This is a genomic window from Neobacillus rhizophilus, from assembly GCF_018343535.1.
In the GTDB taxonomy this organism is placed as follows: domain Bacteria; phylum Bacillota; class Bacilli; order Bacillales; family Cytobacillaceae; genus Neobacillus; species Neobacillus rhizophilus.
This window is the reverse complement of record NZ_JAGYPF010000003.1, coordinates 640,042-663,869: the sequence shown is the minus strand read 5'-3', so window position 1 is coordinate 663,869 and position 23,828 is coordinate 640,042. Positions and strand designations below refer to the sequence as shown.

The following is a 23,828-nucleotide window of genomic DNA, read 5'->3' as shown; positions in this document are numbered from 1 at the left end:
TAAGGTAACTCAAAAATGGAGTTACCTTAATCTTTAGCTATCTTTTTATAGTTATTCTTTATACAAATTCTATAATTTCATCTAAATTTCTTCTGGTTTTAGCGCGTTTGGGATCTTCCTTTCTATAGCCAAAAGCTACCATTACTGAAGGCTTCCAATTTTCTCCTTTTATTAATTTTTGTTCTTTTAGGATATTTTCCACTTCATCATAATTAAAGCCTTCCATTGGACAAGAATCTATTCCAATAAGAGCAGCAGATGTCATCATATTAGCCATAGCAATATAACTTTGTTTAGAAGACCAATCGTATAATGCTCGTTCGTTGTTTATAATTCCACGGGCGTCTTGCGTATCTTTTAGAGCATTGGATATAAACTCCATAATTTCATCTGGCATCTTTTGAATGTCTTTCATATGTTTAAAAATATAATCAGAGTCATATCTAACATCAGTGCGACTTAGTATGATTATAAAATGACTTGCGGTATCAAGTTGACTTACTGCACCCAAAGAAACTTCTTTGAGTCGTTCCCTTAATTCAGCATTTTGCACAATTAAAAATTTCCAAGGTTCAAAACCTAATGAGCTTGGAGATAACCTTCCCGCTTCAAGTATAAAGTTAAAATCCTCTTCTGAAATTTTTTTGCTGTTATCGAAATTTTTAGTTGCATGTCTAAACTGTAAAGCATTAATTACTTGTTCTTTTACTAGAAAATCTGTATTCATGATTATTTTCTCCATTCTATGGTTAATTCTGGTTGTTGGTTTATTGGACTAAATTTTGATTTACCCAATCTTGCAATTCTTTTTCTTTATGCAACTCTGTAAATAGAGAGGAAATAGTCTCACTTTTTAAGACTGTTATCCAAGAAGTTTCCGCTCTTTCCATTAAGTCACTTAGCACACATGCTTCTTTGTCCTTCTTTGGAACCATTTCTCCTAAAACATTATTGGAATAGTACAATGCTTGTTGTCCCTCGATTGCTAGGAAAATATCATATATCCTTATTTCACTAGGGGACTTTTTTAGTTTAAATCCCCCTTTTTTACCAGGAACTGAAGCAATTAGATCAGAATCTGAAAGCTTCCTTAATATTTTTTGAAAATAAGTCGGAGAAGCTCCTATCTGGTTACTTATTGCTTCGCCTGGCAAAACGGACTTAGCAGGTAACATACTAAGTAAACATATGGCATATACACTTTGTTCGAATCCATTTTTAATTTGCATAACAACCTCCTCTTTTCTATAACGAATAAAATACGATAAACAGGATAATGATTATCCTGTTTATCGTATTTTATAAAACAATAATAAAAAAGTAAAGAAAAAAGTGCGGAAATAAAAAAGGAATTGGTTTTTTTACATTATATCGTTATTCACCCTGTCTTTTATGACCCAAATTAGAAACAGCAGCAGCCTTGGAACGATTACTACCCATTGCAGCGAGTTTGCAGAGTTTGCTGCATCTTTTGGAACGCTTTACTACGTTAGTTTAATAAGAATAATTATTTCTTCAAAAAATACGCACTAAAAGTGTGCGTGCTGAGTAGTGTTAAAGGCAAAATAAACTGGCTAAGTTGGAAGGTTCGATTAATTTTTATGATGAGTAAAAAAAGGGACGTTGACAACTCCGTCCTACAAGTGTAGTCTTTATTGTAGATTACACTTGTAGGATGGAGGAGAAAGATGAAGAAAGCAGAGTGCAATATATCTGATGCAGAGTGGATTGTAATGAAGGTGCTATGGGAAGAAACTCCATCTCCATTAACTTCTGCGAAGATAGTAGAGGCTGTAAGTTCTAATAAGAAATGGAGTCCCAAAACAATTCATTCATTAATAAGTAGACTGGTAAAGAAAGGTGCTATAGGTGTAAATAAGGAGATGCCTCTTTATGAGTATTATCCTTTGGTAGATAAAAGAGACTGTGTACTGGAAGAAACAAGGTCGTTTATTCAAAAGGTATACGATGGTTCTATCCACCTTATGCTCGCCAATTTTATAAAAGAAGAGAAGATTTCTGAGAAGGAAATAGAAGAACTGGAAAGATTGCTTCATAAAAAAAATAACGATTAAAAGGCAGGTAATGGGACATGGTTTTATCTGCAGTATTTAAAGAAGTCTTATTACTGTCACTTATGGGTAGTATTCTTGCATTGGGGATACTTGCCGTAAAGGCGATTTTTAGACAAAGGCTTAGTGCAAAGCTTCATTATTATATTTGGATTTTGCTTGTACTTAGGCTAATAGTGCCAATAGACATTCAAAGTCATATAAGCTTTATGAACTTTATTCCGATTGAACAAAAGGAACTTGATCCTCATTTTATAGCAGAACAATATGTTCCTAACATAATACCAAACAGTACTATCACAACCGGAAATACACCGTCTATAGAAGAAAGTAACGCATTAGCTGATCCAGGAATTATAAGTGCTATTTTTAGTTATGATACTGCAGCGGTGCTGTGGATAATAGGTGTTTCATCAATTTTACTGTATATTCTATGTCTAAATATCTTGATGATGGCTAAATTGAAAAAGTGTTCAGCCTGTGATAGAGAAGACCTACTTGAAATTTTAGAAGCAGAAAAAACAAGACTTAAAATAAATTCAAAGATAAAAATTATTTATAGTAATTACTCGAAATCGCCTGCAGTTTACGGGATAATCCGTCCTAAAATATTAATTTCAGAGGAGCTTATAGACAAATTAACCCCAGAAGAGTTTAAGTTTGTGATAAGCCATGAGTTAAATCATATTAGGAATAAGGATTTAGCGGTAAACACCCTGCTTTTGATTGTTAAGGCAATCTATTGGTTCAATCCGTTAATTTGGTATTCACTTAATCAAGTAAAACAAGACTGTGAAGTGGCTTGTGATGCAGCTGTCCTCAGCACTTTAAAGAAAGAAGAAGTCAAAAAATACGGTCAGACTATGATCAATATGCTTAGATTATTCTCAGAAAAAAGGAGTACTACTGGCACACTAGGATATGCAAATAAATACAATAAACGGAGAATTATTATGATTACACGATTTAAAAAAAGTTCGGCAATATCTGCAGTTTTAGCTGTATCTCTTACAATTATGGTAGGCTGCTCAAGCACCATTAAACCAGGTAGTTCAGATGTTATCCCAAATGAAACCAGTGATACAAAAAGTTCTTCTCTGTCAGTGGAAAAAAAATCTCAAGATGAAGCATCACCTAGTAATACAACGCAAGGCAATATAAGCCAAGCATCACAAAGCAATTCAACGCAAGGCAATATAAGCCAAGCATCACAAAGCAATTCAACGCAAGGCAATATAAGCCAAGCATCACAAAGCAATTCAACACAAGTCATCACAAGCAAAGCGACAGCATCGAATAACAATACCGCTACTTCATCATCTAATGGGGATACTCAGAGAAAGCTTCTGTCAAGTATCATGCAATTGGCAAAGCAGGGTAAAATCATAAACTCAGAGTTTCCTGTTAAAACTACTGTTATAGAAGACGTAGAGACAAAGCTAGGAAATCCGGATAAGGTTGATTGGGTACCTAATGCTAAAGGGAATTATGCTGTATTTTCGAAATACAATGTGGTATTTGGATTCAACAAAGGGTCACGAATTTTTGAGGCGAGATCCTTTGATAAGAAATTAAATGAATTATCACTCTCTATGGTAAAGAAAGTATTTGGAATTCCAGCATATGACGTGAAAAGTAAGGATGAGGAAATTATAGGGTATGTTGCAAATTCGGAATACAACATTTTGTTAGTATTTCCTAAGACTTCAAATAGTAATCCGGACCCGGTAATGGACCACTACTCTGTGCTTTACCCTAAGGGTACGGTTAATAATATGTCAAATGATCCGGGAAGACAATGGTGATAAAATATGAAACAAAAAAGCAACGACTGCGGACGAGTTCTGTTATAGGTGCAAACATTATAATTAAAAACTTAAATAGAGGATGAAATGATCATGATTTCATCCTCTTGATTGTTAAAGACTTTCATGAATGGTTTAAAAACAAGAAATAAATAGCGGATGATGAACTCGAAAAAACGTCATAAAAGCTAAAAACGAAAAGTTAGAAAGGGGAATTGGAGTATGAAAAGACATAGGAAATCACGAAATAAACTACTTATTTTTACGATTCCACTTTTAATTTTAGCCTTAATCATTGGCGTTTATTATTATGCAACCAAAGAAAATAGTAGCGAACAGACGACGAAAGGTAAAGAAAGTCCAATTATAACCCAACCCTCCGAAACTCAATCTTCCGGAAAAGTGGATTCGAAGAATGATCAGAATTCAAATCTTGAGAAATTAGTAGAGGAAACGTTTTCCTTATCTAAGGAAGGTATGGTTCAGAATATTCCCTTTGTTTCCGGTAAAACAGAATGGAAGGAAGTAAACAAAGAGTGGGGAAAATCAGATCATATTTCGGAAACGGCTAAAGGCAGGTATGAGGAATACAAAAGTCATCATGCTACAATCGGCTATGCCGATCAGACTGTAAATGATATACGGTCATATGATTCTGAACTGCAAAATATCTCGTTAAATGAAATTAAGAAAACTGTTGGACAACCCGATGCCATTCGATACTATAAAAGTTCAACTGTTGACCAAATGATACTTGTCTATCATGCAACGTCTTCTACTGATTTATTATGGGTTTTACCAGTAAAAACAGAACAGGAGCCCAATCCTAAAGTTGACCATATTTCACTCTTTACACAGCTTGAAAAAACACCAAATCAACAAGCAAAAAAGCCGAATCAACAAGAAAACCAAACCATTTCAGAAGTAATTTCTAAAATGAGTTTAGAAGATAAAATAGGGCAGATGATTCTTGCTGGGGTTTCCGGGACTACAATGGATGCAAGCGCAAAACAATTAATAAGCCAAATCCATGTCGGAGGAATTATTTTTTACAAAAATAATTTTGAAACCCCTGCACAAGCCGTTCAATTTGTGAATCAACTGAAAGCTGGAAATAGTTCAAGTCTACCGCTTTTACTAGGTGTTGACCAAGAGGGTGGACGTGTGACAAGATTGCCGGGTGGACTTGTTACCTTTCCTCCAAATAAACAGATTGGACAAGTAAATAATCCTGATTTTTCTTTTAAAGTCGGAACACTTTTAGGGCAAGAATTAAAAGAATTTGGTTTAAATCTCGATTTTGCACCTGTTCTCGATATTAACAGCAATCCGAATAACCCAGTAATCGGGGATCGATCCTTTGGGAACAATGCGGAAATAGTAAGTAAACTTGGGGTTCAAACGATGAAAGGGATACAGTCTCAGAACGTTATCACGACAATTAAGCATTTTCCTGGTCACGGAGATACATCGGTTGATTCCCATCTGGACCTTCCAATTGTAAATAAAAGCCTTAAGGAACTTAAAGAACTAGAGTTAATACCGTTTGAACGTGCGATTAATCAAGGTGGAGATGTTGTGATGGTCGCTCATATCTTATTGCCTCAATTAGATAAAACGAATCCAGGGACCATGTCAAAAGCTGTCATGACGGATCTTCTTAGAAAACAACTTGGTTTTACAGGTGTAATCATAACGGACGATATGACAATGGGAGCGATAACAGAACATTTTGATATTGGTAAAGCATCGGTAGAATCAGTAAAGGCAGGAAGCGATATTATTTTAGTAGGGCATGACTATAATAATGTTGTAAAGATTATCTCTTCTTTAAAAACTGCTGTTCAAAATGGGGAAATTTCAGAACAAAGATTAAATGAAAGTATAGAAAGAATTATACAACTAAAAGGAAACTATAGCATTAACGATACGAAAGTAGGAAATCCTAACATAAATGAAATAAATCACTCAATCAATAATCTTCTGAATAATTATTTACATTAATTATTCATATTGGTTTGTGGTTAACCTTATAATACGAACGGTGCGTTGATCCAAGAAGGATTAATGCACTTTTTTGTTGAAGTTATTTAACTAATGGAGCAGGTTTCTTTAAGAAGAAGTGTAATTGTTTTTAAGGTATCAAAATAGTTATTACATCGTACGTAGAAAAAATCCACTCTTAGTGATTAGAGTGGATTTTTTCTATTGCCTCTATTTCTCCGAGGTTTTATTCAGTTGATGTAACAGGCGCATGATTGTTTCGTTTATTTCATCCAATTCCTTTTTATTCATGCCAGTAGCGCCGAATAAGGATTGTGGAACACACGATGCCTTTTCCTGTAGGGCTTTACCAGCTTGCGTTATAAAAATGTTCATGACGCGCTCGTCCACTGTGTCACGACGACGCTCGATGAGACCGGCAGCTTCCATACGTTTGAGTAGGGGAGTCAGTGTACCTGTATCAAGATCAAGCACTTCACCCAGCTCTTTAATTGTTCTTTGTGGCTTCTCCCACAGGGTAACTAAGACTAGATACTGAGGATAAGTGAGCTGAAGTTCATCTAGGTAAGGGCGATAAAGTCGTAAGATGGCCCGTGAACAGGCATACAATGAGAAACATAAGTGGTCCTCTAATTTAAGATTATGTGGGTTAGTTTCCATGGTTACACCTCTAATAATAAGTATTTCTCTCATTAATAATTTAACATACCTTCTGAATAAGAAAAAGTATTTTGCAAAATTTAATTGTTGACAATATTTTAAAATGAAGGTAAGATGAACTTACAAATTAAGTTTTGCGCAATACAATTTTGCGAAACTTAAAATAAAAATAATGGAGGAATTTAAAATGAGTAAACTTACAGTAGGATTTGAAAATGGTGCACCGATTGAGCTTCACATTGAGGATGTAGGATCTGGAAAACCAGTAGTGTTAATCCATGGTTGGCCACTTAGTGGGAGATCTTGGGAAAAACAAGTACCAGCATTAGTTGAGGCTGGTTACCGAGTAATTACGTATGATCGTCGTGGATTCGGTCAGTCTTCACAGCCATGGAATGGGTATGAATATGATACGTTTGCGGCAGACCTACACAAAATACTGGAGCATCTTGATCTTCGTGACGTAACATTGGTTGGCTTCTCGATGGGTGGAGGCGAGGTTTCTCGTTACATTGGTACTTACGGAACAGAGCGTGTATCAAGAGCTGTACTAGCAGGGGCAGTACCTCCGTATCTTTACAAAACTGAGGATAATCCGGACGGCGGATTTGACGATGCATTAATCAAAGGCTTACAAGATGGAGTAAAGGCAGATCGAATTGCATTCCTCGATAACTTTACGACGAACTTCTTCGCATCTGGGGACAAAACGGATTTAGTGAGCGAAGAATTCCGATTATACAATCGTGACATTGCAGCATTTGCTTCACCAAAGGGCACGCTTGACTGTATCGCAGCGTTTAGTAAAACAGACTTCCGTGGTGATTTAGATAAGTTCAACGTACCAACACTAGTTATTCACGGTGATTCAGATGCCATCGTTCCATTGGAAGTTAGCGGGCAAAAGGCGCATGAACGCATTCCGAACAGTCAGCTTGTGGTAATTAAAAGTGGACCTCATGGGTTTAATGTGACGCACGCCGAGGAGTTCAATGCGGAACTGATTCAATTTTTGAATACTACGGAATCAGATTCTAAATAATAAATTTTAATATAAATGAAGGTATCAAATTGCGTGCCTTCATTTATATCAAAATGTATAGCCTCAAAATACATAGATGTATTCATCTTTGTGTTTTGGGTTTTTTTGCGTTTTTATGTGTATTAAGTTATCTGTTACATACTTATTTTAAAATTTAGGTCCTTTTTTTAATTCTTATTTTTGGTAAAATATACAAATAGTCTTTTTCCTAGGGGTGGCTCAATGTCATTACCTAAAGAAAATGAGGTTTATACTTATGCAAATTTATTCAAAAAGGGTGAAGAGAATGACAGATGACATGGATTCTAAGGCTTGTGAAATTCCCGGAACTGATTGGCATTTTCGAGTGGAACCATCTCCTAGATGGGTAAGGGTTAAGTTCGGAGGGGAAACCATTGTGGACAGCAAACGGGCAGTGTTGGCCTTTGAAGCTGGAAGGTTTCCCGTTTATTATTTTCCCCAAGAAGATGTCCGAATGGATTTGTTGGTAGCATCTGATAATCAAACGGTTTGTTCGCATAAAGGTACGGCCTCCTATTGGTCTATAAAAGTAGGGGATAATATTTCCGAAAATGCAGCATGGAGTTATTTAATTCCTAAACCTGTGGCGCAAGATATCAAAGGATACATCTCATTTTACTGGAGTAAAACAGATGCTTGGTTTGAAGAAGAGACAGAAGTTTTTGTCCATGCCCGTGATCCTTACTGGCGCGTGGATGCAATCCCAAGCTCCCGTCATGTACAAGCTCTTGTAGGTGGTGAAGTGGTTGCTGATAGTCACCGTCCTGTACTTGTTTTCGAAACGGGCTTAGTTACACGTTACTATCTTCCTTTTGAAGATATAAATCAAGATGTTTTATTGCCATCTGAAACTGAAACACACTGTCCTTATAAGGGAATTGCCAATTATTATTCTGTGAAAATTGGCGATGAGCTATTTGAAGATATCATTTGGACCTATAAAGACCCACTTCCAGCGGTTCAAGAAATTAAAGGTCTTTTATGTTTTTATAGTGAGCGAATTGATGCCTTATACATTGATGGGGAAAAATGGGAGCTGCCTGAAACTAAAAGCTTACCCTATAAAAAGATCGAGTAATAATAGTTAGGCTTGAAATAGAAACGATTATAAGTATGCCCATAAATCCTAAAAACTGCTTCGGCAGTTTTTTTACTACCCGAATAAGGTACAACAGGAAGGTTTAACATTCAAAAAATAGATAGAAACCTTTCGATTGGTTAGATAGATTGAATGGAACAATCCATAAGGTTAATGGTAAAATTTAAAATGCATGTAAGAAATTTTTGAATTAAACGAATTGTAGCGCTTTGTCAGTAAAAATAATGGTTAATTCAAATGAGAGGATATTATGTAAATATGAAGAGCACAGCGGCGGTGGAGTTTGTTAATATCAGTAAATTATTTGAATCTAGGTATGCCATAAAAAATTTAAATTTAACTCTGCCAAAAGAAAAAATTACAACCATTATCGGACCGTCCGGATGCGGGAAATCAACCACACTGAAAATGATTAACAAGCTGATTGAACCCAGTGAAGGAAAAATCCTTATTAATGGACAGGATATCAGTCAAATGGATTCTGTGAACCTTCGAAGAAATATAGGATATGTCATTCAGCAAATTGGACTTTTTCCTCATATGACGATTGAAGAAAATGTTTCACTGGTTCTTCGTTTAAAAGGTGAAAAAAAAGACGAAAAAATGAAAAATAAAGTGACTGAACTTTTAAATCTAATTGACCTTGAGGCCGAAGAATATCGAGATCGCTATCCACATGAACTGAGCGGAGGCCAGCAGCAAAGGATCGGAGTAGCCAGAGCACTCTGTGCCGATCCCTCTATCATCTTAATGGATGAACCCTTCAGTGCTCTTGATCCCATTAGTCGTATCCAATTACAAGATGAGCTTATTCACTTACAAAAAAAGGTGAAAAAGACGATTATTTTTGTTACTCACGATATGGATGAAGCATTAAAAATCTCGAATCAAATGGTTTTACTTAAAGATGGTGAATGTATTCAAAGTGATACACCAATAAACCTGCTTCGCCATCCAAAAAATGAATTTGTCCGCGAATTTATTGGAGAAAAACACTTCAAAGATTCCTTTATCCAACAAATGAATTCACTAGACCCTAACGAGGGTGCACAATGATGAATTGGGTAGAAATTTTAGCCAAAACCGGAGAACATCTTTATTTATCTTTTACGGCACTCTTGATGGCTTGTTTCATTGCGATTCCATTGGGAATTTATTTTGCGAATCACGACCGTCTTGCAACCCCGGTAATTAGAGTTGTACAGGTGATTCAAACTATTCCCAGTCTAGCTTTATTAGGGTTTATGGTCCCTATTTTTGGTATTGGGACACTGCCGGCGATCATCGCGTTAATCCTCTACTCCCTATTACCAGTTCTCCAAAATACCTTTACTGGAATTCTTGATGTAGACAAGTCGCTTATTGAAATTGGAAAAGGTATGGGGATGACAAAGAGACAGATTCTTTGGTTAGTCCAATTACCGATGGCAAGAAGCGTCATTTTAGCAGGTATCCGAATGGCTGCTGTTCAAACCATTAGTATAGCCACGATTGCCACTTTTATTGGAGCCGGTGGATTAGGCGATATCATTATGAGAGGAATCGGAACGCTTGACAATACAACCATTTTAATCGGTGCGATTCCAACTGCTTTACTCGCCATATTTTTAGATCGATTCCTTCTCTATATTGATGAGAAATTAACCCCTAAAGGGTTACGTAAAAAGAATTTGAGGAGAATGAAACAATGAAAAGAAACCTTTCAAAATTCACTCGCCATATATTTGTGGCGATAGCTGGATTAGCCCTGCTTTTTAGTATTGCCGGATGCAGTACTAAATCAGATACAATTACGATTGGCGGAAAAGATTTTGCTGAATCCAAGATTCTTTCCAATATGATGAAACTATTAATTGAAAATAACACGGATGTAAAGGTTAAATTAAAGACCGGGCTTGCGGCCAATATCACTTGGGAGGCCTTAAAAAAAGGAGATATTGATGGCTATGTAGAGTATACAGGTACAGGACTCATTAATATTTTAAAACAAGCGCCTGTAACCGATTCAAAACAAGCCTATAACATCGTAGCGAAAGAATTTCCTAAACAGTACGAAATTAAATGGCTAAAGCCGCTGGGATTTAATAATACGTACGTCGTGACAATGCGTAAAGACCAGGCTGACCAATTGGGTATCAAGACAGTTTCCGATTTAGCAGCGAAATCAGATCAATTAATATTTGGTACGGGCCAAGAATGGCTTGGACGCAAGGATGGCTTCCCTGCTTTTGAAAATACGTATCATGTATCCTTTAAAAAGGTTGTCACCATGGATTATGGATTATGGTATCCTTCCATTTTAAATAAAAAAGTGGACGTGATTATCCCTTACTCAACAGATGGGATGATTGCTAAATATGATTTAGTTCTGCTTAAAGATGATAAGCATTTATTCCCTCCTTACGATGCAGTACCGATTTTTAAAGAGAAAGTGCTTAAAGATCATCCTGGATTGGAAAAGGCAGTCAATGAATTAGCCGGCAAAATTAATGAAAAAGAAATGCAGAAATTGAATGCAAAGGTTGATATCGATAAGGAAGATCCGGCAAAAGTAGCACAAGATTGGTTAAAAGCAAAAGGTCTTATTAAATAAGAACGGCCAATAAGAAGATAGGCATTTGCCTATCTTCTTTGATATTATTGGGATCTCAATACTAGCCGATGGAGCTTGCATTATTTATTTGATTGACTCCATTCCATCCATCCGCCATCATATACACTAATATTTGGCCATCCCAACAGATGCGCAATAAAGAATGCTTCGCTGGCTCTCCATCCGGTACCACAATAAAAAATAACTTTTTTCTCTGAGGTAATTCCTGACTCTCCCCACAAGTTTTCAATTATGTCAAGGTCTTTGAGAACTCCATTTTCCTCATAATCTTCCATGTGGTGGGGATCAGAACCAGCATAGCCCCATACCGAATTGGGGATACGGCCCTTCTCTTTCATATAAGCATAACCAGCAGTTTTACCAGAAAATTCATTCCAAGAACGAACATCAACCACAATGGTGTTTTGATCTTGAATATATTTTTCAAGATCATTCATTGTCGAAAGATAGTTTGCTTTTGGTAGAAAAAGTTTAAAATTATCCTGGCATTCTTGTAAATTTGAAGGATGCTCTTCTATGCTATAACCAAGAGCTTTCCAAGCATCGATTCCTCCATTAAGTAAACGAACATCTTCTATACCTGCATACATGAATGCCCATGCTGCTCGAGCAGCGGCCATTATTTTTTTTCCGTAAACAATAACGGTTGTTTCATAACTTATTCCCAATTCATTTATAACCTTTTCTAATTGTTCGTTGGAAACAAGATTCCATAAAGGCCCATCTTCTATCGAATTTATATCTAAATACAGTGAACCTGGAATAAATCCATCCCTATATTCAGACTGTTGACCAAACTCAACAAAGACCATAATTAACTTTTGGTTAGATTGATATTTAGGATCATTGATAAGTTCCTTAAGCTCCACTGGTGAAAGTATCTTATGTTGATTTTTATATGGCATGTAAAACTCACCTCTGAATAGTAGCTTGATCGCTATACGATAAAAGCAGGCTTTTCTAAATTAAACTAACAAAACCCTTTAAACAATCATATCCAAACGTATAAAACGGTGCAAATTTATTAATCAGAAATCACTGCCATGGGGCTGCCCTTGGCCAAAAACACAAGGCAGCAGAGGATCTATTCTTGAGTCAATCCACCATAAGCACGCCTATACAATCATTAGAAAAATCCTTGAATATGAAACTGTTTGATCGGGTCGGGCCTGGGTCCGTGAGGGTTCGCTTTTTTTAGTTGGGTAGGAAGCAGAATAATGAAGAAGAGGATGGAAAAAATTCTAGTTGAAGAAAGCTGTTTTTGGTCACGAAATAAGCGGAGAAATTTCTCTTAATTTGGAAATCGCACTGAAAATACCTTAAATAGACGGAAGGATTCCGACTATTGATTCAAAATGGATAATTTTGCTTTGCTTAATCGGAAAACCTCCGCTTATATCCCCCGAACCGAGCTTTATTCTGCTGTCTAACCGGAAAATCTCCGCTTATTAGCAAAACTAAAGCAGCCCGCAATCGCCTCACATAACCCCTAAATCCTCTTCATCGGAGTCGATTTTGAACAATATTAACGGTTCCTTTTCGTCGACAAATAGATCTTCAAACACATCGTTTTGAACATTAAATGGTTCTCCTCAGAGTATGAAGCTTGTTGAAACAAGATTTATCGTGAGAAGTCAGCAGAAGCCATAGTACGGAGATGTTCTAGACATCGGTAGAATCGCTATTTTTGCTAAAGATCAGGTTCCTGTTTAACAAGAGATATTTTGCATGTTTCAAGTGCCTAAATTGTCACCCGGCAGTCACCGTAGAGTCATTTTATGCAGATATACTGAAGGCAACATAAAAGTCTAGTCACTTTTTAGAAAGGAGAACATATTAGATAAATGGATAAACGAAGAAATCACGCTAGAAAGAGAACGGTAAAAAAGCTATCACTGATAATCGTCTTTCTTATTATTTTTGCAATATGCGGATCGATATTTAGTGGAAGAACGGTCCCATTCATTTAAAATTAATGGAACTATTGGAAGATGGACGGTTTCATGTTTTTGAAAAGAATCTTTTATCTGTGCCCTTGATAAAACAAAAGCCAAAACATCAGAAAGCTGCTTAAAACTTTAAATGAAGAAGGAAAAACCATTATATTAACAGCCATAATAATGAGGATATAGAGATTCTCTGCCAGCATGTGTTTAGAATTCGAAATTATAATTTAGAGCAACTTAAATAATCGAAAAATATTGCTTTTGATCAAGTACCGTTTAAACAGCCACCCCCAATAATCAAGATAATGGAAAGGTTATATGATTAAAATTAAATTAGATGAGCGAAGTAGAATCCCGAAATACGAGCAGCTAGTTGAAGAAATAAAAGATTTGATTTTTAGTAAAGTAATAAAATCGGATGAGAAAATGCCGTCAATTAGAGCGCTATCAAAGGAAATTATGATTAACCCGAATACAGTACAAAAATCATAATCTCAACTTGAAAATCAAGGATATTTATATTCTATAAAAGGAAAAGGTTATTATTTTTCACCTATTGATATAATTCCAATAGAACAAAGAATGGAGAATGAGTTAAAACCACAGATTTAATTCATAAGTCTGATAAAAATAAATAGGAAATTTTTACCTTATAATCCATATTTTTAATCTGTAAACTAATACGTAGTTGATAAGATCATTTTTTAGGGAGAAAAAGGAAAAAAATGAATTTATCCCTCAAGGATCTATAAGAGCTGTTTCTGTTTATTTTATGCTCTTCAATGCTTTTTTCATTTTCGCCACAGTCTAAGACCAAAAAGCATCATCCCCCTAACACGTTTCATATTAACGGTTGGGGAGCGAAACGGGATTCATTCATTGGTTTACAGGCAGAAAATATATTGTGTCAAAGATTCATTTATTTTCGGTAAATTTAAAAAGACAAGAAACTTAAATATTAGGTGTCTTTCTGATTTGATATATTTTCGGAAAATTCGGTCTATATATTGTTTAGGATATATTACCATCATTTACTTGTGATAGGTACCACCTAGTCGCTAATAGAAAAATAACACTTGTAAAGGAGGCGATTTAATGACATTATCTCAAGGATTTTGACAATATATATTTGGATGGGAACCATTATTTCGTATGTCTCGATCATTAAACCAAATAAGTTTTATTAGTATCCAGCATAGTAAATGCATGCAGCTTCTCTCAATATCGTTATATTTTTATAGGTTAAATTAATATTTTTATAGAGGAGATTTTTATTTTGAAGAATAAAATAAAAAGTATGCTGAGTATTTTATTGAGCTTTGCAATTGTTTTCGGCGGAATTGGGCAAACAGTGGTGGCTAAGGGTATTAACGATGCTAATCAAGGCCAACAAAAGAATTCTAGTGAGGAAAATGTAAAACAGTGGTTAAGTGAATATGAATTCTATGAAGATACCAGAGATGGAAAAATCTATGATAAGGTGGCAATAAATGAATTAAAGCGTTTCACAAAAGTAATAAAAGATACGAATGCTAAGTTTGATTCAAATGCACTAAGAGGAGAATTTGATAAAACCGGTGACTTAAAGCAAACAGGTATGAATGACCTTGATAGGTTTGAACAATTGATTAACCAATATGAACAAGCAGTTCAAGAGGAGTATATAAAAGAAGTGGTTCTTAAAAGTGATCTGCTCTTGGAAATCAAACATAGTTTAACAGTATATCTATGGGGGTATATCTCAAAAAACGATTTTAATAAACCAACTGAAGTATTACTTGCGGATATACTCTTTAATTTTTATTTATCGGATAAAATTGTCAATAAAAATGCGATTGGCATCTTAAAGGATATCGCCGATCAATCAGATGACCAAGGAAATAGAATAAAAGCTCATTTGAATAACGCAGTAAAAATGACTGAAAAAGGGAATGAGTTTCTAGAAAAGGATCTAGCTATCCCTGCAGCAAAATCCTATCAAAATGCATATAAACAAGCGTTATTCGGACTTGAAAAAGCAGGCTATTCATTTAACACAGAATTCTTTGATTCTACCTCTGACACGGATGGTGACACGATAACAGATGGAATAGAATTCCTAGAGGGAATGAATCCATTTAAAAAGGATACAGATGGTGATGGATTAAAGGACAATATTGAATATGAAGTTAAATCATTTATTTCCCCGACAAAATATGATACAGATGGTAATGGCATAAGTGATGCAGATGAAGATATCGATAAAGACGGCCTGAGTAATAAAGACGAGCAAGCTAATCAAACAAATTTGATGAAAGGAGATTCAGACCAAGATGGTTTAACGGACGGATTTGAAGTACATCAGTTTAAATCATTACCTACTAAGTATGATACAGATGGCGATGGATTAAGTGATGGAGATGAATATGCGTTAAAGACAAATCCGAATGCTGCAGACAGTGACAATGACGGAATCGAGGATTCACAAAAACTCTATAAACAATCGATTAGTAAATCATTGATTCAGCCTGATAAATCAGAAATTAAAAGCGTAGAAGTTGAGTTTAGTGCAAAGGGTAATATTAATAATACCACTAGAATTAGCAGCACAAACAACGTTAAAACAACTAATTTACACGGTATTATTGGTTCTCCTGTAAGCATCACAACCAAATCAGAATTTGAGAAAGCAAGTATTACGTTTACTTATGATGAAGCGAAGCTAGGAGACACAGCGGAAAATGATTTAGGCATCATTTGGTACAATGAAGAGAAGGAAATGTATGAAGGCCTTAACGCTGTGTTAGATGCAAGTAAAAATACAATAAGTGTGGAAGCTGATCACTTTGGCGAATTTCTGGTGGTTGATAAGAAAAAATGGCTGGAGCTTTGGAGCAGGGAAATAGACTACTCAAGGACGCATGGAAAGAATGATCAAGCTGCAAGCAATGATAAGTTGAATGAGTTTGTCGCTAGCGATGATCCAGGTGATGGAGGGATCGATACAACAGATTCCGATGGGGATGGCCTATACGATATCTATGAAATTAACGGAATGAAAACACCATACGGTATCATCTACTCAGATCCTAACAAGAAAGATACTGATGGAGATGGATTAACCGATGGGGAAGAAATGGGTCCGTTCAAATCATTCACGGCAACCATTTTTGGCGTTACGATTCATTTTGAAGGTTTCTTTCCAACGAGTTTTCCTGACCGAAAAGATAGTGACGGAGATGGAAAGTTAGATAATGTGGATTCAAGACCGTTGGACGCTAATTTTTCCGATACAGTCATTTTCCAATCAGCTCGGCCAGAAGGCTATGATGCAAATGGAAATGTAGCGAATGATATGAAAACAAATGATTACACAGAAGATGAAATCAAAGACCTTAGCTGGATGTTCAGACTCCAATTACTTGAATCTTCTTTCCCAAATATTCTCTTTTATGAGTTCGAGGATATGTCAACAAGCTTGTTTGCCATGGGAGATATGGAAGATGTAATTTTAGATATGATCAATCATTTTAGAGATGGAACTGGAACAGAGTACAGAAACCAGACTTTAACAAAAGAAGCAAGTGAGCATGAAACAACGAAAGCTTATGTTGAATTTGTCAAAACGGCCTTAGTGGATGAGCTAAAGAAAAATGGAGGTAATTTGGCAGCACTTCAGTTTGATAAAAGTACAAAGGAAACTAATCAATTTTATCAATATATACAGGATAAAGCTAGTTACCCGACGTTTAGCACTTGGAGTGATCGAATAGGCGGACTTACCATTACAGTAAATGATACTTGGGGAAATACGGTATCCGTAAAAGATTTTTCAGTAGAGAAGAATCACTTTAAAGGAGTCATGCATGTTCGTTTATATGATCATTTTGGGTTGGATCAGCCAGATGTAGAGAAGGTGTATAAGAACTTAGCAGGATTCCGCTCCTGGTTTGTCCTACAGCATTATGATGAATATAATAGTAAATATAAGCCCTTTGTTACTGTAATGGAAATGGATATACCATTTGAAGGAGATTTGAGTGATTAAAGTTAATGTAAAAATAATCGTTTTGATGATTTGTATACTCTTCATTTCACTAAACTTAATGGGATGTACCAAGAATGAGGAATCAAGCGGGGAAACAAAGATTTTCGAAATTGCCAATACAGAAGAGGTCATTGGTAAAAAGGATGAAGGAGTGGTGACTCTTAGAAAGCATTATATGATTCTAAATCCACCAAAAGATTTAATAGAATTGAAAGAATTAGTTGAAAAATACAGTAAGGATCATCCAGTTGAAGGAGAAATGAAAGTAATAGAAGGAAAAAACAGGACTTTTTATATGTCCTTCTATAGGGAAAGTGACGATTTGCCGAGAGACTGGCAGCCTGATGAAGGTTACATGAATACAGATCGGATAGAACACCATAAGGCTAATCTAATTGCATCTATAATTTGGTCTGATGCTGAACCACAAAAAGAATACAATGTTTATGGTGAAAGTAAAGAAGGAAAAATTAAGCGGATGCGTTTTATTGAGGATCAGCTTGTTGAGTGATACACTATCATACACTAAAAAATAAAGAAATGGAAATTGTTAGAAACTACAACAGGAACACTACATGATAGACTAGGGATCACTATGAATGTTTCCCATAGTGGCCCTCATTACTCGAATCGTTTCCATACCCTATTAAAACTTTAATATTCCCTAATACCAGCTAATATAATTTTTTCTTTGTTCCGTTAAAGGGCGTGTTGAAGTTCATTAGTCTAATTCCTTGGAAAAAATGCAGAGGAATTAGACTTTTTTTATCTCTCTATATCCCTAACGTTGTAAATCCATACTTTTTTTACATTACACCATTGGTAAACACGTTGGCCCCAAGTGGTGAATCTTGTGGCAATCGGCGGGAAAAAACATGGCAGAGTGGTACATTCCTATGGCCGTAATCACACTAGATTACTTATCTAGTGTTTATTTTATTTAACGGATCAAGTGGAATACTAAAGTTGCTTTCATTAGGATAAAAGCTTAGATTGTAAGTAGGAATTGGGGATTTATATGGAAAAATCAAAAAATAATCAAATTAAAATAACTGCTGGCTTGGTGGCTGTATATTTATTTGTATTAACATGGATGATCCTCTTTAAAATGCATTTTTCATTTCAAGACTTGCGTCATTTCACGGATTTTAGGGGAATCAACTTAATCCCTTTTGCTGGTTCAGTTAGTAAAAACGATCAAATAGATACAACTGCCATAGTAGTCATCAAAACTGAGATAAAGCATAACGGCTCAACCGAAAACACTCCAAAAGTATCTATTAAAATAAAGTCGCAATTGTTAAACTATTAACAACATCACGGGTTGGCTTCAATTTAATCCTATAGGAGGGAAGAAAATGGAGCGAAAAGTACAAGTGATTCCGTTTCAAGTGGTAGAACAAGTAGAAAAAGTCAACGAAATTCCCAAAGGGATCGAAATGATCCAAGCGCCGAAAACCTGGAACCAAACAAAGGGAGAAGGAATAACAATTGCCATTTTGGACACCGGCTGTGATTTAACCCATCCGGACTTAAAAGAACGAATTGCCGGCGGAAGAAACTTCACGAATGATGATAACGGAAACCCTGATGTCTATCGGGATTACAATGGACATGGCACCCATGTTGCCGGGACAATTGCCGCTATACAAAATAATAGCGGGGTTGTAGGTGCAGCTCCTGAAGCAAATCTACTTATTATCAAGGTACTGGACAAGAATGGTTCAGGACAATATGAATGGATTATTAATGGGATTTATTATGCCATCGAACAAAAGGCAGATATTATCTCCATGTCGCTTGGCGGCCCGGAGGATGTCCCTGAACTGCATGAAGCGATACAAGAAGCGGTTGCCAATAACATTCTTGTGGTTTGTGCCGCAGGAAACGGGGGTGACGGCAATGCTTCAACAGATGAATTCGATTATCCGGGTTCATATAATGAAGTAATTAGCGTGGGGGCCGTTGATTTGGCGAGAAGCCCTTCAAGGTTCTCCAATTCAAATAATGAAGTAGACTTAGTGGCTCCCGGGGAGAAAATTCTATCAACCTATTTAAATGGAAAATATGCCGTTTTAAGCGGAACTTCAATGGCCACACCACATGTATCCGGAGCGATGGCGCTGGTAAAAAACCTTGCCAATAAAAGCTTTGAACGGAAGCTTACAGAGCTCGAACTTTATGCTCAATTAATTAAAAGAACGGTACCATTAGGAAATTCGCCAAAGCTTGAAGGCAATGGAATCGTCTATTTAACGGTAACCGACCAATTATCGGAAATCTTAAAAAATCAAGTCGTTCCTGAAGAAGTGAAATTATGAGAAACAGTCTCGAACTGTTGACGACAGAACGGGAGGCAGCAAAGTCAGCCTATTTGGAATACAGCAATAACCACAGCTACTATGAGGAACAAAAAGATATAGAAATCCAGCAAAACTATTATAAAAATACTTCACTTGAAAAAGACAGTATCCATCAATTAATAGAAACGACACACAGGAATAAGCTTAATTACGCTCCACATCGATATGTTTATCCATGGGTGGATCTTCATGAGAATGGCAAACTCAAAAGCATCTATTCAGGGAAGGAGATGGATCCTCTTACTGTTATTGAGGAGGATATTCATATTCTAGAAACCATATCAAGCGGCAGTATGACAAGTTTAGCTGATGAAATCACATTGAATTGTGAGCATGTCGTTCCACAGTCATGGTTTCATAAGCATGAGCCAATGAAGGGGGATTTGCACCATTTATTTGCCTGTGATCCTGCATGTAACAGCCGCCGAGGAAACAATCCTTATGATGATTTTCCCGACTATGTCCCGAAAAGCCATGCTTTAGGATTGAAGGAAGGCTGCGGTATGGCCGATGAAGGGAAGTTTGAGCCTGAATATGGCAAGGGAATTGTTGCAAGAGCTACCTTTTATTTTTTAACCCGATATCCAGGGATCATAAGTAATAATCTTGTTAATCTGCAGGTATTAATGGATTGGCATATGCAGTTCCCCGTGTCTCTTTACGAAAAACACCGGAACTTGGCTATCTTTGAGCTGCAAGGGAACCGGAATCCGTTCATTGATTTTCCGGAAATGGCGGAACAATGGATTAGGAAATAAATAATGTCTTCAGGTGAATTTTTCTCTGCCAGCTGTATTTAAATAGTTCAAATAGGAAAAACAGCACGTTCATTCGTGCTGTTTTTCTTTTTAGGCATGATCTTTTGCCTCTTTTTTATGTTCTTTTGTGCTCTTATGACTCTTAGGATTGCCAAGTTTGGCAATCCTATTACCTCTGGTCCCTTTAACAATGGAACCATTTCGTTTAATGGTGCATGAACCAAAGGTTTTTTCTTGAACTGGTTCTTCCATAAATCCTTTTCTCCTAGTTTCCTATATTCTTTTTCCTTCTGATTTGCCGCAAAAATCGGCTATTCGTTCCTAATAAAATCATTTTCGATGTGTAGTAGGTAAATTCCTTCAAGTTTTCAGCAGTAAAGATATTATCTTTTAGTATAAATACACCTAAACCTAATTTCAAATTCCCGTAATTTCGAACCGTAATAAACTGTTTAATGGGACTTTCCCACAATTCCATTCTGCTATTGACCGCAGGTTCTTTTACCCGAACGTAAGGCATGTCTAATGAAGAGTTCAGCAGCTTTGCTACTCCGTCCATGTCAGCCGGTGGGTTTAAGTAAACTAGTTCGACGTCGTTGTCTTTTCCTTCGAAGTACCAAACAAATTCAATTTGCCGTTCTTTAAGACCGAAAATCCGCTGGATCTCTGTCTGATGACTAATCATGAAGATCGTCACTTTCTCGTCGATGACTCTAAGAGGAGAGTGCTGATCAAGTGCTGTCAATACATCCCCTAACTTGTCCTCAAGATTTAAATAGGAATCGTAATCATGAATGGTACAGGCAATCAGTGCGGAAGGCTTTTGAAAAATGACCTTTTTCACTATTAAAAAAGCATTTACGAAACCCACGGTAAATAAACCATATATAAAAATTAAAAGAATAAATTGTAAGGCCTGCAGTAAAGGGCTATTTTTTGTACGATACTTTAAAAAATCAGCAGTAAGGAGAATCGACATTTTTCTGTGGAGATCCTTCATTATTTCGGCGTCATTCGACATAAAGTAGAAAGAAAATAACGTGATTAATAGAAATAAAATTAAGCCAGGTACGCCAAATTTTTTAAACCTCTCTTTCCAAGCCAAATAAGCACCGCCCCCCTTATTTGGCTCATATTTTACAAAAGTAATTTTGATTTTACAAGATATTTTAGGAATTTTAGTTATTATTTACCAGTATTGATTGGTCTAGATCTTTTTAAAGTAGTACAGAATACCTTTACCCCATTGCTAAGGGTTTCCACACTCTCCCTTGAAAGTGTAACTTCGATGTCAATGTATAAAAGTCTTCTGATGTAGAAATATGTCATCCCACTACTCCTTTCCATTGGCAATATATATTGTTCATTTTCCCTACATAGAACAGATTATTCAAGTTGGGCTGCAGATTAATGGATACTCCTTGTATACACTCCAATAGTTGGCCCTCTAGTCTATACTAAGTTTGTGCCTGTCACTACCCACAACTACCCACAATTTGTCGAATTCTCCTCGACAAGATTCGGGTGGTGACACAGGCACACTCTTTCTTCGATAGTCGTTTATACTGTGAATATTGTGGAAGGTGTACCACTTATGCACGGAGAAAAATTAATTCAACATGGTGGAATAACTTTTGAAACTCAAGCTGCTTCAGGAGCTATGGAGTTTGAAGGGTTTGGGTATATTATTCTTCTTGCAAACAAAAATTACGCTTTCCAAACAAAATACAAAATAAGTTTTTGGGGTATTTATCCTTCAAATAGTTATAATTATCATAAGCAGCGGTTTCGATTGCGAAATCTAATATCGGAGTTCCTTACTTCAATCGGAACAATAGGCATTTTGGCATTAGCGTTGTTATTAATTATTGGTGTGATTAGGTACGGGAATTATGGCTAATAGATGAATTGAACCATCGGACATTATTAACAGAACGCGGAGTGACAACGATTGTAAATTATTGACGTGTTGAGGCGCTGTTCCTCTTGCTGTATGCGAGCACACAGAATATGGAGTGAATCCTGATACAAAATATCCGGCAATGATTATCATAATGAAGTAGTGAGCTCAATGGATTTTTCTGCATCTTGCCACTTTTTACAAAAAATGTTATGATTAAAAAGAATTATTTTTGTTCGGTGTAAAGGATTTGTAACTTTTCATCTTGATGATCACTGAGAGCAAGGATAGTATTACATTGTGTGTGTTTACACACTAGGAGGCAATACAAATGGAACAAGGTAAAGTAAAATGGTTTAATGGCGAAAAAGGCTTCGGATTCATCGAACGTGAAGGTGGAGAAGATGTATTCGTTCATTTCTCAGCGATTCAAGGCGAAGGTTACAAAACTTTAGAAGAAGGTCAAGCAGTGACTTTTGACGTGGAGAAAGGTCAACGTGGACCTCAAGCTTCAAACGTACGTAAAGTTGCTTAATTTTACAAAACAGGGAAGGCAGGCTCTTTTATGGGAGCCTGCTTTTCTTTTTTCCTGTGAAACAAAGAACCCCCCACTCGTAAAGGAGTAGGGGACATGAAAACAGTAAATCAAATGGTAAACCAAGTGTAGCATATAATTATGGATTATCCTAATTTAATGAGAGTGGCTTATAAAATGACTCTTATTTTTATAAGATCCTTAAAGGATATTTTCTGCTTCGATTCTAATCGACTATCAAAGTGATGATGTCCTAATTTCTTTTTAACTCTTTTAAAAACTCATTTAACTGCATCTTTTAACGCTTTACCTGGCTTGAAGGCAGGAACTTTTCCAGCAGCTATCTGAATTTCTTCTCCAGTTTGTGGGTTTCGCCCTGTACGCGCAGCCCGTTCACGAACCTCAAAGCTACCGAATCCAATCAATTGAACGTTGTCGCCATTTTTCAATGCTTCTGAAACGGTATTAAAAATGGCATCTACTGCTTTGGATGCTTCTTTTTGTGTAAGTTCTGCGGATGTAGCTACTTGATTAACTAATTCTGTTTTATTCATTTTTATAAACACTCCTTTATACAATCCGTATGGAACGTACCTTAGTTGTAACATAGCGTACATAAATTCACAACTGTAAGCCTTATTTTCTTTATTTATTGAACTTGGGTATTAACGTATGTATATTACCATTGCAACGGCTTTTTTGTATCATTTCATTTTTTGTTATCCTCATGTACCCAAGCATGGAACAAAAACCGGCATTCGCAAATTGATGCAAGAGAACCGTCCCCACGCATCCGATAAATGAATCTCCTAATATTAAATACAGATAATTATGAAAATTCTCTTTACCAGACAACTGTATCTTGTTAAAGTAAAAGAGACAGCATTATTTAGTGGTTAAGCTCTTTATTAACGTGATACAAATGCTAATTTCACTTTAATAGAAGTGAGAAAAAATGCACCCTATAACATTGGTTTTTACT

General features: G+C 36.2%; 23 protein-coding genes and 1 pseudogene. 17 read left to right on the top strand and 7 right to left on the bottom strand.

Features of this window, described 5'->3' with window-relative positions:
* Positions 1-58: 58 nt before the first annotated feature.
* Together KHA99_RS16780 and KHA99_RS16775 are read right to left on the bottom strand one after the other, a co-directional pair.
* The gene (locus tag KHA99_RS16780) at positions 59-727 is read right to left on the bottom strand and encodes an NAD(P)H-dependent oxidoreductase (protein ID WP_213118607.1); all 669 of its coding nucleotides are present in this window, start codon (positions 725-727) and stop codon (positions 59-61) included.
* 40 nt (positions 728-767) lie between these two features.
* Positions 768-1,229, bottom strand: a complete 462-nt coding sequence (locus KHA99_RS16775; protein WP_213118606.1) for an Rrf2 family transcriptional regulator — start codon at positions 1,227-1,229, stop codon at positions 768-770.
* 459 nt (positions 1,230-1,688) lie between these two features.
* On the opposite strand from KHA99_RS16775, the gene KHA99_RS16770 reads away from it, so the two are divergent.
* From KHA99_RS16770 to nagZ, 3 genes are all read left to right on the top strand, one after another.
* Positions 1,689-2,075 (top strand): BlaI/MecI/CopY family transcriptional regulator, encoded by a 387-nt coding sequence (locus tag KHA99_RS16770; protein ID WP_213118605.1) that lies wholly within the window; start codon positions 1,689-1,691, stop codon positions 2,073-2,075.
* 17 nt (positions 2,076-2,092) lie between these two features.
* Positions 2,093-3,877, top strand: coding sequence for a M56 family metallopeptidase (locus KHA99_RS16765; protein WP_213118604.1), 1,785 nt, complete (start codon positions 2,093-2,095; stop codon positions 3,875-3,877).
* Between the two features lie 222 nt (positions 3,878-4,099).
* Positions 4,100-5,881 (top strand): beta-N-acetylhexosaminidase, encoded by a 1,782-nt coding sequence (nagZ, locus tag KHA99_RS16760; protein ID WP_213118603.1) that lies wholly within the window; start codon positions 4,100-4,102, stop codon positions 5,879-5,881.
* Positions 5,882-6,091: 210 nt separating this feature from the next.
* On the opposite strand, the gene KHA99_RS16755 is transcribed toward nagZ, so the two are convergent.
* Positions 6,092-6,541, bottom strand: a complete 450-nt coding sequence (locus KHA99_RS16755; protein WP_213118602.1) for a MarR family winged helix-turn-helix transcriptional regulator — start codon at positions 6,539-6,541, stop codon at positions 6,092-6,094.
* 187 nt (positions 6,542-6,728) lie between these two features.
* Between KHA99_RS16755 and KHA99_RS16750 the strand changes: the two genes are divergently transcribed.
* The 5 genes and pseudogenes from KHA99_RS16750 (at position 6,729) to KHA99_RS16730 (ending at position 11,296) form a co-directional block, all read left to right on the top strand.
* Positions 6,729-7,583 carry an alpha/beta fold hydrolase gene (locus KHA99_RS16750; protein ID WP_213118601.1) on the top strand — a complete coding sequence of 285 codons (855 nt, stop codon included), beginning with the start codon at positions 6,729-6,731 and terminating at the stop codon, positions 7,581-7,583.
* Positions 7,584-7,839: 256 nt separating this feature from the next.
* The gene (locus KHA99_RS16745) at positions 7,840-8,682 is read left to right on the top strand and encodes a DUF427 domain-containing protein (RefSeq protein ID WP_213118600.1); all 843 of its coding nucleotides are present in this window, start codon (positions 7,840-7,842) and stop codon (positions 8,680-8,682) included.
* Positions 8,683-8,961: 279 nt separating this feature from the next.
* Positions 8,962-9,705: pseudogene (locus tag KHA99_RS16740) on the top strand (ABC transporter ATP-binding protein); the annotation flags it as partial.
* 53 nt (positions 9,706-9,758) lie between these two features.
* Positions 9,759-10,394, top strand: a complete 636-nt coding sequence (locus KHA99_RS16735; RefSeq protein ID WP_249366704.1) for an ABC transporter permease — start codon at positions 9,759-9,761, stop codon at positions 10,392-10,394.
* Entirely contained in the window at positions 10,391-11,296 is a 906-nt protein-coding gene (locus KHA99_RS16730; protein ID WP_213118597.1) for an ABC transporter substrate-binding protein, read from the top strand. The genes KHA99_RS16735 and KHA99_RS16730 overlap by 4 nt, the downstream gene beginning before the upstream one ends.
* Positions 11,297-11,376: 80 nt before the next feature.
* On the opposite strand, the gene KHA99_RS16725 is transcribed toward KHA99_RS16730, so the two are convergent.
* Positions 11,377-12,222: a sulfurtransferase gene (locus KHA99_RS16725; protein ID WP_213118596.1), complete on the bottom strand. Its 846-nt coding sequence runs from the start codon at positions 12,220-12,222 to the stop codon at positions 11,377-11,379.
* Between the two features lie 122 nt (positions 12,223-12,344).
* On the opposite strand from KHA99_RS16725, the gene KHA99_RS30840 reads away from it, so the two are divergent.
* The 7 genes from KHA99_RS30840 (at position 12,345) to KHA99_RS16690 (ending at position 20,411) form a co-directional block, all read left to right on the top strand.
* Positions 12,345-12,515: a LysR family transcriptional regulator gene (locus KHA99_RS30840; RefSeq protein WP_213118907.1), complete on the top strand. Its 171-nt coding sequence runs from the start codon at positions 12,345-12,347 to the stop codon at positions 12,513-12,515.
* A gap of 1,066 nt (positions 12,516-13,581) precedes the next feature.
* Positions 13,582-13,755 carry a GntR family transcriptional regulator gene (locus KHA99_RS16715; RefSeq protein WP_213118595.1) on the top strand — a complete coding sequence of 58 codons (174 nt, stop codon included), beginning with the start codon at positions 13,582-13,584 and terminating at the stop codon, positions 13,753-13,755.
* A gap of 784 nt (positions 13,756-14,539) precedes the next feature.
* Positions 14,540-17,290 carry a DUF3289 family protein gene (locus KHA99_RS16710; protein ID WP_213118594.1) on the top strand — a complete coding sequence of 917 codons (2,751 nt, stop codon included), beginning with the start codon at positions 14,540-14,542 and terminating at the stop codon, positions 17,288-17,290.
* Positions 17,283-17,801: a hypothetical protein gene (locus KHA99_RS16705; protein ID WP_213118593.1), complete on the top strand. Its 519-nt coding sequence runs from the start codon at positions 17,283-17,285 to the stop codon at positions 17,799-17,801. The genes KHA99_RS16710 and KHA99_RS16705 overlap by 8 nt, the downstream gene beginning before the upstream one ends.
* A gap of 507 nt (positions 17,802-18,308) precedes the next feature.
* Entirely contained in the window at positions 18,309-18,602 is a 294-nt protein-coding gene (locus KHA99_RS16700; RefSeq protein WP_213118592.1) for a hypothetical protein, read from the top strand.
* A 46-nt stretch (positions 18,603-18,648) separates the two neighbouring features.
* Positions 18,649-19,611 carry a S8 family peptidase gene (locus KHA99_RS16695; RefSeq protein WP_213118591.1) on the top strand — a complete coding sequence of 321 codons (963 nt, stop codon included), beginning with the start codon at positions 18,649-18,651 and terminating at the stop codon, positions 19,609-19,611.
* Positions 19,608-20,411, top strand: a complete 804-nt coding sequence (locus KHA99_RS16690) for an endonuclease I family protein (protein ID WP_213118590.1) — start codon at positions 19,608-19,610, stop codon at positions 20,409-20,411. Before KHA99_RS16695 ends, KHA99_RS16690 begins: the two co-directional genes overlap by 4 nt.
* 90 nt (positions 20,412-20,501) lie before the next feature.
* Here KHA99_RS16690 and KHA99_RS16685 read toward each other — a convergent pair whose 3' ends face one another.
* Complete coding sequence (locus tag KHA99_RS16685; protein WP_213118589.1) at positions 20,502-20,663, bottom strand: hypothetical protein; 162 nt, start codon at positions 20,661-20,663, stop codon at positions 20,502-20,504.
* Between the two features lie 13 nt (positions 20,664-20,676).
* Positions 20,677-21,516 (bottom strand): hypothetical protein, encoded by an 840-nt coding sequence (locus tag KHA99_RS16680; RefSeq protein WP_213118588.1) that lies wholly within the window; start codon positions 21,514-21,516, stop codon positions 20,677-20,679.
* Between the two features lie 489 nt (positions 21,517-22,005).
* Here KHA99_RS16680 and KHA99_RS16675 point away from each other — a divergent pair, with 489 nt between their 5' ends.
* Both KHA99_RS16675 and KHA99_RS16670 read left to right on the top strand, forming a co-directional pair.
* Entirely contained in the window at positions 22,006-22,311 is a 306-nt protein-coding gene (locus KHA99_RS16675; protein WP_213118587.1) for a hypothetical protein, read from the top strand.
* 331 nt (positions 22,312-22,642) lie between these two features.
* Complete coding sequence (locus KHA99_RS16670) at positions 22,643-22,846, top strand: cold-shock protein (protein ID WP_213118586.1); 204 nt, start codon at positions 22,643-22,645, stop codon at positions 22,844-22,846.
* Positions 22,847-23,127: 281 nt separating this feature from the next.
* Here the strand turns inward: KHA99_RS16670 and hbs are convergent, their stop codons facing one another.
* Complete coding sequence (gene hbs / locus KHA99_RS16665; RefSeq protein ID WP_213118585.1) at positions 23,128-23,400, bottom strand: non-specific DNA-binding protein Hbs; 273 nt, start codon at positions 23,398-23,400, stop codon at positions 23,128-23,130.
* Positions 23,401-23,828 lie beyond the last annotated feature (428 nt).